At 38.5% G+C, this 20,460-nt stretch carries 12 protein-coding genes and 1 pseudogene; 9 read left to right on the top strand and 4 right to left on the bottom strand.

The annotated features are described in order from the left end of the window. Positions 1–51 precede the first annotated feature (51 nt). Positions 52–303 carry a sulfurtransferase TusA gene (gene tusA / locus FD729_RS04165; RefSeq protein ID WP_159932030.1) on the top strand — a complete coding sequence of 84 codons (252 nt, stop codon included), beginning with the start codon at positions 52–54 and terminating at the stop codon, positions 301–303. Between the two features lie 271 nt (positions 304–574). Here the strand turns inward: tusA and FD729_RS04160 are convergent, their stop codons facing one another. After that, entirely contained in the window at positions 575–1,207 is a 633-nt protein-coding gene (locus FD729_RS04160) for a lysoplasmalogenase (protein ID WP_159932029.1), read from the bottom strand. Positions 1,208–2,030: 823 nt separating this feature from the next. Here FD729_RS04160 and ftsY point away from each other — a divergent pair. Continuing rightward, entirely contained in the window at positions 2,031–3,338 is a 1,308-nt protein-coding gene (gene ftsY, locus FD729_RS04155; protein WP_159932028.1) for a signal recognition particle-docking protein FtsY, read from the top strand. An 824-nt stretch (positions 3,339–4,162) separates the two neighbouring features. Then, complete coding sequence (rpoH, locus tag FD729_RS04150; RefSeq protein ID WP_159932027.1) at positions 4,163–5,020, top strand: RNA polymerase sigma factor RpoH; 858 nt, start codon at positions 4,163–4,165, stop codon at positions 5,018–5,020. Positions 5,021–6,766: 1,746 nt separating this feature from the next. Here rpoH and FD729_RS04145 read toward each other — a convergent pair. Continuing rightward, a complete protein-coding gene (locus FD729_RS04145) occupies positions 6,767–7,360 on the bottom strand; it encodes a YhgN family NAAT transporter (protein WP_159932026.1) in 594 nt (197 codons plus the stop codon). Positions 7,361–7,583: 223 nt separating this feature from the next. Here FD729_RS04145 and asd point away from each other — a divergent pair, with 223 nt between their 5' ends. Continuing rightward, a complete protein-coding gene (gene asd, locus FD729_RS04140; protein WP_159932025.1) occupies positions 7,584–8,693 on the top strand; it encodes an aspartate-semialdehyde dehydrogenase in 1,110 nt (369 codons plus the stop codon). A 920-nt stretch (positions 8,694–9,613) separates the two neighbouring features. Here asd and nfuA read toward each other — a convergent pair. Further along, on the bottom strand, positions 9,614–10,189 hold the full coding sequence (nfuA, locus tag FD729_RS04135) for a Fe-S biogenesis protein NfuA (protein ID WP_159932024.1): 576 nt from the start codon (positions 10,187–10,189) through the stop codon (positions 9,614–9,616). Between the two features lie 557 nt (positions 10,190–10,746). Here nfuA and bioH point away from each other — a divergent pair. The 3 genes from bioH (at position 10,747) to envZ (ending at position 15,602) form a co-directional block, all read left to right on the top strand. Further along, the gene (gene bioH / locus FD729_RS04130; protein WP_159932023.1) at positions 10,747–11,526 is read left to right on the top strand and encodes a pimeloyl-ACP methyl ester esterase BioH; all 780 of its coding nucleotides are present in this window, start codon (positions 10,747–10,749) and stop codon (positions 11,524–11,526) included. A 1,968-nt stretch (positions 11,527–13,494) separates the two neighbouring features. Then, positions 13,495–14,214, top strand: coding sequence for a two-component system response regulator OmpR (ompR, locus tag FD729_RS04125; protein WP_159932022.1), 720 nt, complete (start codon positions 13,495–13,497; stop codon positions 14,212–14,214). 2 nt (positions 14,215–14,216) lie between these two features. Beyond that, complete coding sequence (envZ, locus tag FD729_RS04120; protein ID WP_159932061.1) at positions 14,217–15,602, top strand: two-component system sensor histidine kinase EnvZ; 1,386 nt, start codon at positions 14,217–14,219, stop codon at positions 15,600–15,602. Between the two features lie 165 nt (positions 15,603–15,767). Here envZ and FD729_RS04115 read toward each other — a convergent pair. After that, positions 15,768–17,141: pseudogene (locus tag FD729_RS04115) on the bottom strand (phosphoenolpyruvate carboxykinase (ATP)); the annotation flags it as partial. 1,885 nt (positions 17,142–19,026) lie between these two features. Here FD729_RS04115 and nudE point away from each other — a divergent pair. Further along, a complete protein-coding gene (gene nudE, locus FD729_RS04110) occupies positions 19,027–19,593 on the top strand; it encodes an ADP compounds hydrolase NudE (RefSeq protein ID WP_159932021.1) in 567 nt (188 codons plus the stop codon). A gap of 661 nt (positions 19,594–20,254) precedes the next feature. Continuing rightward, positions 20,255–20,395 (top strand): hypothetical protein, encoded by a 141-nt coding sequence (locus FD729_RS04105; protein ID WP_159932020.1) that lies wholly within the window; start codon positions 20,255–20,257, stop codon positions 20,393–20,395. Positions 20,396–20,460: the final 65 nt, after the last annotated feature.

Below are 20,460 nucleotides of genomic sequence, written 5' to 3'. Positions count from 1 at the left end.
TTTCAGAACAGTGCGCTAGAATAAACTTCCCACCTTTTAATTGAGTAATTTATGAGTAATGATTTCTCTAGTGCCAATTATAAATTGGATGCATCAGGCTTGCGCTGTCCTGAACCAGTAATGATGGTGCGTCAAAAAATACGCAATATGCAGGTAGGTGAAACTTTACTAGTTATAACTGACGACCCGGCTACTACACGCGATATCCCCAGTTTTTGCCGCTTTATGGAGCATGGTTTACTAGCGCAACAGATCGAAACTCTGCCTTATCACTATTTAATTCATAAAGGCCTGATCTTCTAGATTACTATATTATATTATTCATTAACTTTCGAAATCACTGCGCTAACTAATATTCCAGATAGGTAAAAACGGTTATATCTATCACATAACCTATTCAATAAAAAAGTTTGATCACTGCAGTGAGTATTGTTTTAAGCAAAAATAGAAATCAGTAAGCTATGAGCATATTTAACACATAGCAGTACGCATAAAACAGCACAGCCTTTAATTAACTAAATCTTTTACTCTATTATATAGCATTACTTTAAAATACAATTTTTGTATAACATAACTAAAACCAAAGAGAACGGACAATCATAAAATGTCCCGCGAAGTAACAGACGGAAACAACAGCACTGTCAGCGCCAAAATGGTAACGATATTGACTGATAAACCAGATAATATTCGCTAAAAGCAGTAAACTACTACCCACTATAAGTGTAAAGTTCTCACTGTTGGGAAGAAAGAAATACCGTTCTGCGGCCACCCAAGTCATTACTAGAGTCATGCCGATTAGTGTGCAAATAGGCCATCGCAGCATTTCTAGTCTATTCCATATTATAGATATAGTAACTGTTCCTATAATAAACAACGTTAGCGAAATTGGCCAATAGAAAGTTATCGCCATATCGGCAATAAAGCGCATAGTGTAAAGTAAATATGCAAGGAAAAAGGCACTAATAGCATAAAACATTTGCTGTCGCGGAAGTGGCAGCAATAGCATCACGTCGCCAATCAACGTAACCAACAGCCCGGCTATAATTAAGTAATCGATAAGTTTGAGCATCGGTACTTGCCAGGCCCAACCGACCAGCAACAATAGCGTAATAGGTTTAAACAGCCACCGTTGCCACTGTGGACCACGATAGGTTGCATCAACATAGAGCCAGCCAGAGAAAAGTACAGCAAGAAATGACCAAAGCATCTCTTCTCCCTTAAAGACAATAATCCACCCAACACCAGGTTAGGTAACAGCCTCACAACGTGACAATCAGACGCACGCTTGGCTTATTTTGTCTATTTAATCTCAATAAGACAAAGAAGTACGACTACACTGCTACCACCTTTTCTTTAATTATACTTCGAACCATGATATTTATCAAGCAACTGCGTAAAACCACCGACAAGAAACCACCCCATTTACTTACACTTAACAATTAAATAATAAGTATTACTCCAATCTGGATAATTTATAAATCTTGCAAGAGGGTAAACTTCAATTGGAAAGGGAGAAAGCAAAGTGTAGAACATTTAAGAGAACGTGTGTTGAAGCAAGTATAACAGGTATAAATAGTATCTGACTAGATCTTTTCCCCATACTATTATTTTATAATAAATAAATCCAGCGTTAGTAAAGACACACCCGCCTATTACTCACTTCATGGCAGCTGCTCTCTACTCCATGCTTTAACTGCGTTTTCACATGAGATATAACTGCTTCAGTAACTTACTTTGCTCCTACATCCCTTTTGTAAAAAGGTGCATACTATAGGCATAAGGATCGTTAGCTAATACTGGCCAATTAATAAAAACGAGCACTGTTTAACGAGCAAAGAGGTAAAAAGAAACTTTAAAAAACACGTACAATATCCACACCTTCAAAAGGTTATGAAATTGGCAAGAATGACCAATATAATAAATAATTCAATATTTTTGCGGTGGTTAGCCGTGCTAACTAGCACTGTTTTATCTTTATGGTAACAGTAAAAAGCAAATAGGATGAAGCTATTTAGGAGTATAGTGATAGAATGGTAAAAGAGAAAAAATATAGCTTTTTTCCTTGGCTAAAATTTAAAAAAAAGGAAGGAGTACAACCGTTTAGTAAAACACATGAACGGCAGCTACAACAGGAAGAATCAACTTTATCACAAACGGATACTAAAAATGTGCATACTGGTAATATGACTGAACAGGTCACCAAGGAGCAGGCAACTCACCCAAAAATATTAATAGAAAATAAGAATCATCTAGATAGTGAAGAGCATTTGCTTGCCTTAAAGAGGTCTAGAGTACTGTCGAACGACGCATCTAAAGCGGTTGTTACTAAAAAAGAAGAAGATGTAAAGAACATTGGCTGTAATTCACAGTGCGCTGATGCAACAATTATTAAGCAGAAAAAGAAGTTCTTAGCTAAAGAAGGTTTTTTTACTCGCCTGCATCAAAGTTTGGCAAAAACCCGGGAGCACCTTGGCTCCGGTTTTATTCGCCTATTCCGTGACAAGACAATTAACGACAATCTGTTCGAGGAGCTGGAAGAGCAGCTACTAATGTCTGACGTGGGCGTAAAGACTACGCACTGCATTATTACCACTCTGGCCCAGCAAGCGAACCGTAGGCAACTGCGCGATGCTGAAGCCCTTTACGTCATGCTAAAAGCAGAAATGTCTAGTATTCTAGCGCAGGTTGATATACCGCTTGAAATCAACAACAGAACTCCATTCATTATTCTGATTGTAGGTGTAAACGGTGTTGGTAAAACTACTACTATAGGAAAATTGGCACGTCAATATCAGAAACAGGGTAAATCAGTGATGTTAGCAGCAGGAGATACCTTTCGCGCGGCTGCTGTCGAGCAACTTCAAGTGTGGGGAAGGCGTAATCATATCTCAGTATTAGCGGCACAACGTATCGGAGCGGATCCTGCTTCGGTAATATTTGATGCCATCCAGGTAGCAAAAACGCGCAGCATTGACGTTCTAATAGCAGATACGGCTGGGCGACTTCAGAATAAAATTCACTTAATGGAAGAGCTTAAAAAAATCATCCGGGTAATAAAAAAATTGGATGAGAATGCTCCTCACGAGGTGATGCTTACCATTGACGCAAGTACTGGCCAAAATGCCATCAGCCAAACTAAACTGTTTCATGAAGCTATTGGGGTCACTGGTATTGCGTTGACTAAGTTGGATAGTACCGCGAAAGGTGGTGTAGTCTTTTCTTTAGCTAATCAGTTTGCTATCCCCATTCGTTATATCGGTGTCGGGGAAGACATTGAAGATTTACGGCCGTTTAAGGCAAAGGATTTTATTGAGGCATTATTTGTCCGAGAGGACTAATTTAGAATGATTGCTGTTTTTTAATGCAAGATGAAGAAATAAACATCTTAGTGAACATTAGGAACTGCGCAGAGTATACGTCTTATGCTCTTACTAGATAAGATTTATTGATTGGTCATTCTACCTAAAAATTATTAATCTAAAGCTAATGTATAGTATCGAGCTGTCCAGAAGATAATTAAAGCTAATTAAAGCTGCTAGCTCAGAGTAGACACAGTATTTTTCGAATAAATCATAGTTCATTGATCCGTAGTCCGCTATTTTGCTTAGTTTGAACAAACTGAGTGGCAATTTTTATAATTAATTATAATATACTAGAGCACGCTAATTCGTGTGCATGATAATGCTTAATTATGAACGTCTGCATGCAATAATACTACGATATTCAATAAACGTAATATGAGCAGTACTGGTGCTGCCCTCCAGTCGATAAATAAATATAAAGTAACCAGGTTATTTCATTCGACTTTTAGTAGCATTCTCATGTAACGAGTGTTTTTGTTACTTATTACCGTAATTGTCGATCAGATAGCTGATTAGCAGTATGAATAGCTCAAGATTTATATATTTTACATGCCACTTAATGACTTCAATATTTTTTGTATACTACTCTATTCCATTACTAAAGAAGCGAGTGTAGAAAAACCTTTTCTTCTTATCTCATCATCTGTGTGTAAGATACTCACTGTTACAATTGAACTTGTGGATAACTTGGCTACTCTGTAGTATACATCGACTCCGAATTTTCTCAGATGTTTACTCCAATGAACGTCTGGTCAAAGGGAAGAAGCGGTAAATTACTGACCATTATTGTGAGGGTTTGAATGACCAAAGAAATGCAAATTTTAGCTATTGCTCCTCTTGGTAACCTGGAATCTTACGTTCGGGCTTCCGGTTTTTGGCCAATGTTATCGGCAGAAGAGGAAAAAGCGCTGGCTGAACGGCTACACTACCAGGGAGATCTGGATGCTGCTAAAACGCTTATCTTATCTCATCTGCGATTTGTAGTGCATATCGCTCGTAATTATTCTGGTTACGGCCTACCGCAAGCGGACCTTATTCAGGAAGGTAATATAGGACTGATGAAGGCGGTACGTCGCTTCAACCCTGAAGTGGGCGTGCGTCTAGTCTCTTTCGCAGTACACTGGATTAAGGCCGAGATTCATGAATATGTACTACGTAATTGGCGTATCGTAAAAGTTGCTACCACTAAAGCGCAACGTAGGCTGTTCTTTAACCTTCGTAAAGCCAAACAGCATTTAGGCTGGTTTAGCAAAGATGAGGTAGAAATGGTAGCACGTGAATTGGGCGTAAGTCGTAAAGACGTACGTGAAATGGAATCTCGTATGGCTGCACAGGATATGACGTTCGATATATCATCTAATGATGAAAGCAACGAAGGCAAAGCACTAGCGCCAATTCTCTATCTACAGGACAAAACCTCAGCTTTTGCCGATTACATTGAAGAGGATAACTGGGAATTACATGCTGCAGATAAGCTAAGTGATGCAATGCTGTGTCTTGATGAGCGCAGCCAGCATATCATTCGTGCCCGTTGGCTGGATGAAGAAAATAAAACCACTCTACAGGAGTTGGCGGATGAGTACGGCGTATCGGCTGAACGTGTACGACAATTAGAAAAAAACGCCATGAAAAAACTGCGGATGGCAATAGAATCATAAAAAGGAACTATGTGAATTAGTTTTTTCCTCTACATTTACCTAATTACTAGCCTGCACAAAAAAATCTTAGGTATGCACAACAAAAAGCAGCGCGGATCGCGCCATGATTCGCGCTGTCATGATTCAGTAAAGTCCATCAAGTGTGATTTTACGCACTTTCCTTCCCTACGTCTTTCAGCTTTATGGCGCACAATAGATGTATCACTGAAAAGTAGTACATGTTAAAGAAGGTAATACCTTTCTTAGGATTTTTCCAGATGAATAATTCCTTTTCAATCAGATTCATCTATTCTCATTGACTCAGTGACTAGATATTAGTATAGGTCATAATATTCCATCTAATTGATCTATTCAGAATAGCATTGATTTTTTAGGTGAAAAACAGAGTTTAATACCGTAATAATAGAGTGAAATAGTTAAAAAATCTGAAGAAGCAAGTAGTAAAAGAAAATACGAATGCGAAAATGATAGGATAGTCTGAATGAAAATTAGTAAAGGTCGCGCATTATACTAGCAGGTTACCTTGATGATGAGCTGCTCTACTTTACTGGTTGATAACATATTCGTTATTATCGCTACTGCGCAGGTAATTAAAGATATCACAGTCAAAGGCGGAGTGAATGGTAAAAGAATCGTTGTTATATAATATGCTAACACCAGAAATTTAAAAAGAAAATGGCAGTGGTGAATCAGATTGTTACCAAAGAAATTAAATAGTTGTAGGCTATTTCTTCTACCTAACTCTTATTCGATATCTACAACTACGAAGGCATATTAACGATGATCATTGAAAAAACAGCACTGGAGTTAATTTAGCTCGGTCATTATAAACTGCAGTGAAGCTAGGGGATTAGAAGGATTGGTACAAAAACCTGCAAGCTAAAGCGAAGAAGGCAATATAGTACTGTTAAAAAAAAGCATAACTATGGGCGCTGAAGATTTCTTTACATTAATGAAGTACCTGAACGAAAATTGGATTCCATGTACTATGCGATCCTCTTACTAGAAGAGAATGGACATATTATTCGCCAGGCGTACAAGGTATTCCTGAGTATACAAGCTTCGTAAGATCGCGGAGGACGTAGATAGTAATTCGTTCTCTAATATCGTGGTAGATGCCTTTAAAAGCACAGCTGTTGGCAACCACCTAAGAAAGAGGAGTCCGAAGCGATCACAAAAAAATTAAAGAAGGAAATGGTGCCCTCCGGTATTGTATTGCCACACTGACGCTTATCTACATAATTTTTAGTAGTTGTCCTGGCGTTAGTCGTAAGTCTCTCTAATATACTGGTTCTTGGATACAGCAGCTTATACGCTATCGGTGCTTACACTTTTGTACTATTAAATCATGATTATTTTAAGCAGGTTTTACACAGTACGGCATTATTATCAGTACCAAGTGCTGAAAGCGGTATCACGTATTCACCGTGATTAAAATAAATTTCGTGCCGGTAACAAAGCGGGGATTATCAATGCTGAGCAGCATTGTCTTATCTATCCCACTTTCGGTACTATTTCTGTAAGAGCATGTGAAGTGATGTAGCTTAAAATAACTACTTATACACATCAAAGGCGTCACAAGAAATATGATTTAATGCATAGATTATGCTGTCGTGTAGAGCAATTTTTTCATAAAAGATAGGTTATTAATTATAATCACTAATAAACATTGAATTATTGTTAGTATGTCCATGTTTATCATGGATATGAAAACAGACAAAAAAATACTATTTATAGTATTGCGGATTATAGCTTGAGATAAATTCGGATACCATCTAAAAACATCTGGGTTGCCAACATAATTAAAATCAACCCCATAAGACGTTCTAGCGCATTAACGCCTTTATCTCCCAGTAAGCGCAAAAAAAACCCTGACAAAAGCAGAATCGTCACTGTTACACTCCAAGCAATTAGCAGTGCTCCTATAAGATGACCCATCTGGTTAGGATATTGATGAGATAGTAACATTAACGTAGCAAGTAGTGAGGGACCAGCCACTAGAGGGATCGCCAACGGCACTAGGAAAGGCTCTTCGCCTACAGGTAACCCGCTTGTATTGCTTTCAACTGAAGGGAAAATCATATGGATAGCTATTAAAAATAGAATAACACCACCCGAAATCGATACCGTTTCAGTTCGTAGGTTAAGAACTGTTAGAATATGTTCGCCTGCGAACAGGAATAGTAGCATAAGTACTAACGCAATTAGTAGTTCGCGGATCAACACTATGTGCCGCCTCTTTGGCTCCAGATGTTTTAATATCGACATGAAAATTGGCAAGTTACCCAATGGATCCATAATAAGCAGCAATAAAATAGTAGCAGAAATTATTTCAGTCATCTGTTTTACATTATCCCTTACATCCAGTCACGGACTTGTTATTAGCTACACTGCTGAAAAAGTTAGCGCAATTGAATTAATTCACTTGCCATGAAAACTATATTTTGTAGAGTTGTTAGTCATAGGTAAATCCATTTATGACATAGAGCGGAGTTAAAATAGCATTCCGCTATTTTCTTCGGTAAGTAAGTTAGGGGTTATCGATGACTGAGACAGGTAGAAAATGAAGAATGTGGGTTTTATTGGGTGGCGCGGTATGGTCGGCTCCGTGCTAATGTCACGTATGAGTGAAGAGCGTGATTTCGATGTAATTAATCCAATTTTCTTTTCCACCTCTTCACTGGGACAGGAAGCCCCGGTGTTTGGTGGCAAGGTCACTGGTTTACTGCACGATGCTTTTGATATTGAGGTACTGACATCCCTTGATATCATTATGACCTGTCAAGGAGGTGACTACACTAGTGAAATCTATCCGAAGCTGCGCCAAAGCGGATGGCAGGGTTATTGGATTGATGCGGCTTCAACACTACGTATGAAAAATGAGGCAATTATAATTCTTGATCCAGTTAATTATCAGGTAATTCTCCAAGGGCTTGACAAAGGCATTAAAACATTTGTCGGTGGTAATTGTACTGTCAGTTTGATGTTGATGTCTCTAGCCGGACTATTCGCTGAAAATCTAGTGGAATGGGCATCAGTTGCCACCTACCAAGCTGCTTCTGGTGGAGGTGCTCGTCATATGTGTGAACTAATAACACAGATGGGGATGCTGTATAGTCAGGTTGAAATCTCGCTACAGAATCCAGCTTCAGCCATTCTTGATATCGAAAGCAAAGTTACTGAGCTGACACGTTCTGGAATATTGCCCGTCGATAATTTTGGTGTGCCTCTGGCAGGTAGCTTGATTCCGTGGATTGACAAGCAGCTTAAGAACGGCCAGACTCGTGAAGAATGGAAAGGACAGGCAGAAACCAACAAAATTCTTGGTGAGCAACACTCTATTCTAGTTGATGGCCTCTGCGTGCGCATTGGCGCTCTACGTTGCCATAGTCAAGCATTTACTCTTAAGCTGAAAAATGATGTGCCAATATTAGAAATCGAACAGTTGCTAGCTTCACATAATGCGTGGGTGAAGGTAGTGCCCAACGATCGTGAGCTAACCATGCGAGAATTAACACCTGTAGCAGTCACTGGGAAGTTAACTACGCCGATTGGTCGCTTACGCAAGCTTAATATGGGTCCAAAATACCTTTCTGCCTTCGCAGTTGGTGACCAGCTGCTCTGGGGTGCAGCAGAGCCGTTGCGCCGTATGTTGCGGTTACTAGTCGACTAAACGATGCTAGGAAAATCCTAGTCTTTTTACATTATTTTTAGCCAATGAGTCATGCTTTTAGATTTATACTATTTTCTGTTGATGTGGCGACTTATGGATACTGGGAGTATACCTCCAGGTTCTTAACTTCTTCACCATTTTTCGAGGCAATCGAACACAATTAGCTGTTTTTAAAGATTGAAGATTAATTCACTAATCTTAGTAGATTAGTGCTAATAATTACTAATACGGTAACTTTTTACCGTTACTATATGGATTGAGTAATATTAAACGGCCATTAGTTCTGTATTAAATAAATAACGTAACCTAACCGCTTTATAAAAGTTATACCAGCACTCCACCTAATTTAAATCTTTGCCAGTTCGTGACAATATATAATATGTACAGTAAGCTTGATTGCTAGTGGGTGTATTATCTGGTGGCATATCAATACTCGACCAGGAGTGAGTAGGTGAAGATTTGAGGAACTTACGTTGCGTACCTATGATGTGTGTGTACGCGATTGCGAATGAATCAATTAATACTTTGCTAAAGAGAGATAGTTGGTTAGTTTAGAAAAAGAACAATATTGAATATACCCGTCGCTGTCGTCGACTTGACGAATGCCTACATTAGTGGAGTCCTAGCGATAGTAATAAGCGCGATTTATATACCTATTCTCAGCGGTTTTAGAAGTAAATTCTCTCTAACTAAGAGAGACATTCGGTTTCTATCCTAATTAGGAGTTAGGATTACTAATATCAATGGCGGGTGAAGTAAACGTAGAACCGCTGGATTTATAATTGGGGAGGGATCGAGTATTTGTGAGCACACATCTACAGGGGATTAAACTGCTCTGAAATTTTTAGACAGACAAATAAAGCAGGTCTCGTGGTGGCCCGTGAGTGATAGTTAGACGATGATTCCACCTACTATTGGAATCAATAGTAGGAGTGTTCACCACGCTCGTGCTCAGTGAAATCATGTACGCCTTCGAGGTCCGGGAAAGCAGCAAGTAGTTCTTTCTCTATATTTTCTTTTAGCGTAAAGTCAATCATTGAACAACCATTACAGCCACCGCCAAATTTCAGGACAGCATAACCGTCATTGGTGATTTTTATCAAAGAAACATGACCGCCATGATTTGCCAACTGGGGATTAATCTGAGTTTGTAGCAGGTAGTCGACTCGCTCGACTAGTGGTGCTTCTTCAGAAATTTTACGTATTTTAGCGTTCGGAGCTTTTAGAGTCAATTGTGAACCAAGGTTATCTGTCACAAAACCTATCTCTGCATCTTTAAGATAGGGTGCACTTAGCTCGTCAACGTAAGCTGAAAAATTTTCAAACTTTAGCTCTACATCTGTACCTTCTACTGTATCCGGTGGGCAATAAGAGACACCGCACTCAGCATTGAGTGTACCTGGATTGATAACAAACACTCGAATTTGAGTGCCATCTTTCTTTTTTGACAACAGTTTTGCGAAGTGTTCCTGGGCAGGAACAGTAATTCGGATCATAGCAATTGCTCAATAATTGATACACAAATGATAATACTACTACGTCTGTAAATGGTAATCCAAAAGATCCCACACAGCCACTATTTTATGTTTCATTTACGCCCTTTTTTGTTCTAGTAAAATGCACCTTCTGATTTTCTTTCCTACAACATTCGCTATTGTCATGACATCGTCAACTAAGGGAGTTGGCATATTTCCAAAACCTATAATGCAAGGAAAAAGATACTGAGTGCTTCCCTGTACATGACACCGTAGTTAAAAGTTTCATAGTCTGAGCAAGTATGATAGCAATGGCTTTTTTTTATGCAGTAGCATACAGTCCACCAGAACTAGGCACATGAACTAATAAGTGTAGTGCTCTATACATCAGTTTCGCTTCACTCAAATCGCCAGAACTAAGTACTTATTAATTTATATAGTCCACAAAAAGCAAAGTGGCTTTGATATTTGTTAAAGTACGGGCCTCCCATTAACTATTTTTGCGGACATTAAGCTGAGAAGATGCAGTGTAAACAAAGTAACATTCTAATCCTTTTTATTTTATGGAAGTAACTATAATGACTGTGCTTTATTGGAATATCTGTGGAAAAGGTAATATGCCTCTTGTGTTACTTCATGGATGGGGAATGAATGCGGAAGTTTGGCAAGGCGTTGTCTCTCTACTCAGCCCGCATTTTTGCTTACATCTGGTCGATCTACCAGGGTATGGTCGCAGCCAGCAAGTCGGTGCGCTGTCGTTGGTAGAAACGGCACAGTACCTATTACCATACTTGCCTCCTCATGCGCTGTTACTAGGGTGGTCGTTGGGTGGGCTGGTTGCTACCGAGCTGGCCTTGTGCGCACCACAGCAGATAAGGGGACTAATTAGTGTGGCTTCTTCACCTTGTTTTACTGCCCGCAATACATGGCCAGGAATTAAGCCGAACACCTTAGAGATCTTCCGAACCCAGCTTAGTAACGATTTTTATCGTACTATTGAGCGCTTTTTGGTTCTACAAACTTTAGGAACTGATAGTGCGCGTGAGGATACCTGTATATTAAAAGAGGTGGTTAGGGTGCAACCAATGTTATCGGTTGAAGTGTTAGAGGGTGGGTTGGCCATCCTGCGCGATGTAGATTTACGTGATCGCCTGCCACAAATTACAGTGCCGTTTTTACGTCTTTATGGTGCACTGGATAGTCTAGTGCCACGCCGTATCGCTGCACAACTTGATGCCGTATTGACCACTTCGCCTCCTTCCATCATGATGGAGAAAGCCGCGCATGCACCATTTATTTCACATCCTGATGTTTTCGTGAAACATATTCTTAATTTTCACAAACAGTTGTGTAGTTAACTAATGAAAACTGATGATTTTTCATCGGCAATCACTTTTTTGGGAACTATCCCTGTTAATCATCTGTATTGTCTAGAAAATGCACAATAATTTCCCATTGCGATTAATTGTTTCCTTTTCTAATTACACATCAAGTGAGGTGTCCGTGATCGGTGATAGATGGCATGTTGATAGAGAAATAATTCTAGCCGAAATTACATACTGGTAATATTTCATCAAGATTTCTACATGATATAATGTATGGCCAAGTAGCTTAGCAATGTTATGCTACTCAACCCATAACATGGGAGGCTTGTGAGGAGTATAAAGAAAAGGGCATGAGAGGACTAAAAGGAAAAAATATTGGCATATTTTTAGCATAGAGATTAGAGATAGATTACTGCTCGTTATTGCTGGAAGACTACTTATTAAGTAGTACGGCCAGTATAGTATTTTACACGGTAGAGCGATATCTAGCATTTCTTTCTTTAAACTTTATTTGAAATATCTAATGCTAAAGGAGCAGATATGTATCAAATCATGGATATAAGTGTTTTTAAATTAAAGAGCTGAATTTATCAAAATTGGTACTAACCTTTCAGCACTTTACTAAACAGCAAAGTTTTTATGGTTTTTAATCCTCTAATGGTGTTAATTATATTCTTTCGGCTAAAACGATAGGTTCTTCGTCAGATCGTGCAGCTCCTGTTCGGTTGTTACAACATAACACCTTCATTATCAGATAAAATGCAGAGTACACGGCCGTTAAGGAAGATTAGCATGTCTGTAGTTAATGCGTAGAGAGCGCATCCTCATATGTTTATACAGTTTCAAGGTTTGGAGGCTTACTTTGAGTAACTGCCAACGGTTCTAAAGACATAGCCACTTTTATCGCATTAACTGCGACTGCTTGATGAATATTGATATTCAAAGATTTCGATCAATTCTAAGTGAATTGTTACTAACAGGGCATGAAGGTGATACGCAATAAAAAAATCTACTCATCGGGGAAATTCAAATTTCGTAAAAATTATACTTCATTAGTAAGAATGAAAATCAGATTGATGAACCATACTCCTCTGATAATCAATTTTTGTACTGTAATCTGCGGAGAATGTATCTATACAGTGTCGCGTAAGGAAGTGTTGGTTACTGCTCTCCTGTTAATCGGTATTCATGGAGAGCTACAAAAAATCTTGCTATGCTCGTGTATTTTGTTGTACCGATAATTGGCGTTATAGCTTTGTAACCTCTTATGAACAAAGGGTTCGGCCCTTAGATCACGTTATTTACATTATACAATTCAAGCTTACCTTTAGATTATCAAAGCATTAACAGTGATTAATCGAATGCTTATACATAATCATAATCTGAGGAAATCAGAAGACATAAACAGTATGAGGTGCATACAGTGTAAAACACTGCGGTAAACATAATTATTATTTCCCGTAAATAGAGAGTTAATGGAAGATTGAGGAGGGGAGGGGGGGGATTTTTATGCCACTTCTGTACTTGAATTTTATGCCACTTCTGTACTTGAAACGTAACTGATAATGTAACGCCGTGTAGAGCAGCATCATGCATGATGCGAACATTGACAGATAGTATTAAGAGTTATCAGTTGCAAGCGCTGCGTAGACCGTATTTAAATGAAGAATACCAGTGTATCTAGCGCCTAAGTAGAATAGTTTTCTATTATCCATCTTCTGTAACGTACCGGAAGCACTTAAAAATAGTATCGTGCATACTGTTTGCAGTATAAAAGAATTAAGAGTTACTGATTAATTTTTTGGATTTTATTTATATTGTCATTGATACGGCGCTTGTCTAATCGAATTATGCTTTAAGGAATGTAGATATTGGTATTATATACCTTGATCAAACGAGTGATCCTATATATTGCCACTCTTTGAAACGATAATAGTGAATAAGGCAAATTTTTAACAAAATTCTGTTCAGCGCAATGGTGCCTTTCTTTAGGAGAAGAACATGCAAGAGAATCATAAAATTCTGGTCGTTGATGATGATATGCGTTTGCGCGCGCTGTTAGAACGTTATCTCAACGAACAGGGTTTTCAGGTGCGCAGCGTAGCCAATGCTGAACAAATGGATCGTCTATTGACTCGTGAATCATTTCACCTGATGGTGCTGGATCTAATGCTACCAGGTGAGGATGGTTTGTCAATTTGTCGTCGACTGCGTAGCCAGAACAATTCAATGCTGATCATTATGGTTACAGCTAAAGGCGAAGAGGTAGATCGTATCGTTGGGTTGGAAATCGGAGCTGATGACTACATTCCAAAACCTTTTAACCCGCGCGAGCTGCTAGCTCGTATTCGCGCAGTTCTGCGTCGTCAAGCTAACGAGTTACCAGGAGCACCTACACAGGAAGAGGCAGTCATTACCTTCGGCAAGTTCATGCTCAGCCTGGGAACACGTGAAATGTTCTGTGAGAATGCGCCGATTCCACTGACTAGCGGCGAATTCGCCGTTTTAAAAACGTTGGTAAGCCACCCGTGTGAACCATTATCCCGCGATAAGTTGATGCACTTAGCACGCGGACGTGAATACAGCGCGATGGAACGTTCCATAGACGTGCAGATCTCACGCTTGCGTCGTATGATAGAAGAGGATCCAGCGCACCCGCGTTATATTCAGACAGTCTGGGGTTTAGGGTATGTCTTTGTTCCGGACGGTTCTAAAGCATGACGATGGCGCGACTGCGTTTATTATCTCTTAGTTCGTTTGCTCGCACCCTATTATTGACAATTACATTGATTTTTATCAGCTTAGTAACGACGTACTTAGTAGAGCCCAATTTTGATATGCTTCCTAGCCTTCAACAATTTAATAAATTACTAGCATACGAAGTAAGGATATTAATGACCGAACGGCTGCAGCTAGAAGACGGGACGCAACTAGAAATACCACCAGCCTTTCGCGGAAATATCTATCGAGAGCTTGGGATCTCGCTTTACACAAACGCCGCAGCCGAAGAGAGTGGTCTACTCTGGGCAAAGCACCATAAGTTTCTTAGTGAGCAGATGGAGCGCCAGTTGAGAGGATTCACCGACGCTCGAATCCAAGTCAATAAGAATTTGCCAGTAGTCTGGCTAAAAACTTGGATGTCACCAGATATCTGGGTACGAGTCCCTCTAAGTGAAATCTCTCAAAGAGATTTCTTTCCACTGTTCCGCTATACACTGTCTATCATGTTACTAGCGATTGGTAGTGCATGGCTTTTTATCCGTATCCAGAATAGGCCGTTAGTTGACTTGGAACATGCGGCATTACAGATCGGTAAAGGCGTCATTCCTCTACCGTTGCGTGAATATGGTAGTTTGGAAGTACGTTCAGTGACGCGTGCTTTTAACCAGATGGCTTGTGGCGTAAAGCAACTGATAGACGATCGTACGTTGCTAATGGCGGGCGTCAGTCATGACTTGCGCACGCCGCTGACGCGTATCCGCCTTGCTACAGAGATGATGTGCAAAGTAGATGACTATCTCACTGAATCAATTAACAAAGATATTGAAGAGTGCAATGCCATTATTGAACAGTGCCTCGACTATTTGCGTACCGGCCAGGAGATGCAAACTGAATGTGCTGATCTTAACAATGTTCTAGGTGAAGTGTTGGCTGCAGAAACCAGCTACGAATGCAAGATCGAAAACGCAATGATACCGGAAAAACTCATGCTGAATATTAATCCATTATTAATTAAACGCGCAGTAGTAAATCTGGTGGTGAATGCGGCGCGTTACGGAAATGGTTGGATCAAGGTAAGTAGCGGGCGCGAGCTCAATCGATTTTGGTTTCAAGTAGAAGATGATGGTACGAGTATCAAACCAGATGAGTTAGCCTGTCTTCTACGGCCTTTTGTGCGTGGTGATGGAGCAAGTAGCACCAGTAAAGGCACCGGTCTGGGACTCGCAATTGTGCTGCACATTATCAAAGCGCATCAGGGATCGCTGGATATTAGTAAGAGTGAGCGTGGTGGACTGCGTATTCGCGCCTGGTTACCTATGAATGAACAGCCAGCCCCGCCGGTTAATAGCAATATCCGAAATATCCGAAGCACAGATAACAACCCATAGGAATAATATGAGAAGCCGTAAGAGTTACAACGTTGGAACTGCTTTCATCAAAGCATCACAAACTGGATTATTGGTATACTTCTCAAAATTGATAATAAAAAGCTATACTAAATTACGTACGACTGCCTATAATTTCTTTTCATTTTCTTAACTAATGTGCCATTCTAAAATGGCCTTGATTATTATGCGCGTATCCTTAAGAGAAATACGTTTGACTCTACGGTTTCATCCGTTATTCAATAGATATACCTACGCGCTAGCTTTTTGCATACGTCTCATTAGCAATGCTGAATATTGTGTTGGATGCAACACGTTAAAAAGTAAAAAGATCGCCCTGAAGGCAGGCAGAGAAAGTTGGCATAGGAGCAATCACTCCGCGCTTGGTACCAGTGAGATTAGCAGTAAAATCTGAGAGAAGATAGTATTACATTTGTTTTAGTGTTAGGCATGACACTGGAGGCAATACGCCAAAAGGGCATCAGCAGAGGTCAGGAGAATAGCTTTCTTCGCATTGCCTGCTTTCGATATCGGACATGCGATATTATCAATATAATATTGATCGATAGGGTAGAAGAAGAATACTCGTGTATTTTCTATTTTGATGTCGTCATCGTAATTAACGCTGCCGTCTTTGTGTACTACTACGTTCTCCAGTAGAGCATGATGCGGCAGATGTTACGATAGATCTCTGGTTCTACATCCTCAGAGAGCTTGATCGTCTTGGTATAACAGTTGCCTTCAAAGTTGAAAATACCGTCATCGTCACCAATCAGCTGACGTTCTAAATCAGTAGAGAGAGTGGTCTTACCAGTTCAAGAGAGTCCGAAGAACACCTCAACATTACCTACTCTTGGACGAAATTAATTAAGCAGTGCATAGAAGCTTTCCTACATAGAAGTAGTAGATAGTTTATCACCACGAACAACCCCTTTTCATCTCGCCTACATATCAGGTGCCTTCGATAAGCTTTATTCTTTCAGTAAGGTTGAATGCCACAAAGGTTTCTAAGTGCAGCCCTTGTACATGCCGGTAGCATTTAATGCATTTCACTCCTTTCAGTACAATAAAATTGGTTTTAAAATCTTACAGTTCGCTCTTGTTTTGTTGAATAAACATGTTTGTAATAAAAAGTACTTGTTAAGTTACTGCAATTATAAAGTGTATACTGAAGCGTGAGTTTACATTGGTACCACAGAAAGCGTTCAATTAAGAATAAACGCGTGCCGAAGAGCTACTGAGTTACACAGGCTTTTAACCGCTGCCAGATTTATGGTGATAGAGGTTGGTTTTTGTTACCGGTTCTCCGATCGTTCCACTAAAGTGGTTCATGGGTAGTATCATCGAGCACTATATATTTATTTTTTGGTAGTCGGCCGGTAAAAATTCCGTCCGGTGTCGACTGCAAATGCACCCCTTTTCGTCAGAGTGCCGCGTTCATAAACTTCCAATTCGGGATGAAGAGTTCGTTCCTTCAGTAAAAAGTGTATCGAAATCGGGTTTATGGACTACTGTAGTAATGTTCTCGATACCTAAATTAATGAGATCTTGCTATGTAAGGATAGTAACTCGTATATTACAACTCCTCAAATTCAGGAGCGATATTGAATAAATATATTCAACTTTTTTTAACTTATTCAAAAAGTATTATTCATTAAAAACACGACTCTTAAGATGTGTTAAGGATTAAATAGTAAAAAGACTTTTTAAAAAAGTAAAAGTATGAATTTGAAAATGTGTTATTTCATTATTGTGTATTAAAAGTCTAGTTTAGAAGCAGGATATAGGCGATAGAGCTAAGTAGAAAATAAGCAATTCGTAATTACTATTGCTATCAATATAGTCATCTACGCTACATTAGTTCCTTATATCAATTGCTAGTATAATATTTTTGTTTATCAATGCTATCGTGATAATTGTTTATTATAGATGATTGAATGTTGTTCATGTTTTAGTTTAAAATGGCAATCAAATTCCCTAAAACGCTACATCTATATAGATGTACAAACTACTATCTATATTAAACATTGCTCTTTTAGTTTATTCTTAGTACTATCTTGAATAGTATTTTTTAGAAAGGGAGAAAACATAGTCTATGATGGGGAAATAAAAAATAAAATTTAACGTTAGTGACGATAAAATAAAGAGGATGATATCAATATTTAGTGATTAATAATATGATTAATATAGAAATGTATTTCGTCAATATCCTTGTCATTATATAATGATTTTGAGTGGCATAATTAATCGTTTAAAATACGCAATTCTATTAATACCAAATGGAGAAAGTTTCGTTTATCGGATCCTTTAGATGATATTAAAGTTAAATTAGGAATAATTTTTGATAAAATTTCTTAAAAAGAGCACACATTATATAGGTTAGAATTCATGAGTTCCCTTAACTATTTTACTCATAATTCAAAAAAAATTTTTTAAAAAAAATAAAGAGTGCTAAGCTCTGCTATTAACTTTAACGGGCATTATATATTTTAAATAAACTATCTACATTAATCAGCAAAAAATATAATTTTTTTAAAAATGCGTGTAAGTTTTGTTTGTATTTTAAATACAAAACTGTCAAACACATTAATTCTTTCTAACATTCTAAAAGAATGTATCTATATTAGCTAATTCATTTAATGAAGGTGCTCTGAATATAATCCTTTTTATAAAATTTAACTGGTAACTATTATTTAACTGTATACATTTCTACTACTTGCTATATATAGCATGGGTTTCTAACACCAAATTGATAAACTTATTCAACAAGAGCATATTTAATTGTTATACTTTCAAAGTAAGCCACGAGTTTAGTGTGAGTCGCCGTTTTTTCAGATATGGCTAGCATGTTCTCTTGCTTGACGAGAATCATCGGCAAGTTATTACTCAGTAAATTACTAAGCAGTAGAACGGCTAACTTATGCAGATAAGGACACAGTTACTAATATAGAGAGTTGTTGAAATATGGAATATATTTCTCGCTATTTAAAGTTAATATATTTTTAATAAAATAGCCGACGACACATGTATGGTTTATACCCATCTATGATTCTTTGATGCGATTGTAGGAACTTTTCAGTTCTACCATAATTTATAACGAGTCAACATTTCAGCTCGGTATAATTTTTGTGGATAATCGACTGTACTTTTTCTCAGTAATGCAAGGTGCACTTTTGATTCATCTTGATTCATCAAAAAGTAGCAGATGTAACATATGTGAAAATCGTAGATTGACAAGACGATATGATTCATAGAGAGCTTAACTAGATAGACTTCACTTCTCTGTATAGTAAGTCGCACGTAACATTTTTGTTACTATTTCTTTGTTTCATGATAACGCATTAAACGTGCTGTCGCACAATCTATTTCGATCAGCTAAGCTCGTTTATTCCTTGGCATCGCATAGCGCTGAAAGTCTGAGACTAATATGAAGAACTCGTTAAAAAAACCCAATATACTCCATATAGAAACGGTAGCACGATCTCAGTTGTTTACCGTTGAAGCGGTTGATCTTGCCTTTAGCAACGGCGTGAGACGCGTTTACGAGCGTATAAAACCATCTGAGCAGGAGGCAGTGATGGTTGTCCCAATTATTAATGAACATGTTGTGCTGATCCAAGAGTATGCAGTTGGGCTAGAAACCTATGAACTGGGTTTTCCAAAAGGATTAATAGATCCAAGTGAAAATGTTTTTGAGGCGGCAAATCGCGAACTGAAAGAAGAAGTGGGTTTCGGTGCAAAAAAACTGGAGTTTCTTAGTAAACTAACTATGGCACCTTCTTATTTTGCTAGTATGATGAATATTATACTAGCTGAAGGGCTATACCCTGAGCGATTGGAAGGTGATGAACCAGAGCCGCTGATCGAGAGAAGATGGCCTCTCAAAAACTTGATGGGACTGTTGCAAGCATCCGATTTTAGTGAGGCACGTAACGTCAGTGCTCTCTTCTTGGTACGTGAATGGCTAGTCCGTCAAGGCAGGATTAGCTACTAACAGTTAGTATACCGACTAATGTAAAAAGAAGCCAAAATCACTGTTCACTTTTTCTGCTTAGCGCTTTTACCGTAGAGCAGCTAAACCATCTTGGCTGAGATATCCAAAATATAAAATCGTTTCCACAAGCACGCTAGTGATCTTCTTACACTTTTCTAAGCTTAAAAACACCACTTTATGACTTTATCATAAACTTGCTACAGTATACCCTGGGGGGTAATTGATAAACAGTTTCTCTTTACAAACTCTTCAGACATACTATCCTCGCTGTGAAATTCAATTACATGTTTGCAGTCGCATGTTTTTTTAGCGTGTTTATATAACATAGCTACGACTCTGCAGATTATTAATTAAATCGTTAAGTATATAATCAATATTCCACTCCTTCACTTTTAAGAAAGTAGTTGGATAATTTTTTATAAGAGATATTGAATTATCAAAATGTTAACTTCTCGCTCTACTGGTAAAATTGCTCCGTAACTTACAGTAGTTGAATAAGATAACATGCTGCTAATTATACTAAAATTTAACTTTAACAAAAAGTAACGACAAGTCTTGAGTAATGAGGTAAGCATAATAACGGTAGTACTATGTACCAACAAAGCTATCACTATCCTGATTACTATACTATACCCACATAAGCACCACTTAAGGATATCGCATGCCGGTTAAAATTGCTGTATATGCACAGCTCGAACAGGTTGCATTCAGCAGTACTGACGTCTATAAGCAAAGAGATCTCTGCATGCACTCAGTATTAATTGCTAAAATTGTTAACGGAATCCGAGAAAATGTCATTTAGTATAAAAACATTAATTGATAGTCTTTAGTACTTTGCCATTGATTAGGTGATAAGTGACGTTTTTA

It is taken from the genome of Pantoea sp. Nvir (genome assembly GCF_009829915.1).
GTDB lineage: Bacteria > Pseudomonadota > Gammaproteobacteria > Enterobacterales > Enterobacteriaceae > Pantoea.
Note: the sequence above shows the minus strand (reverse complement) of the source record. Positions and strands in the feature narration are given on the sequence as shown.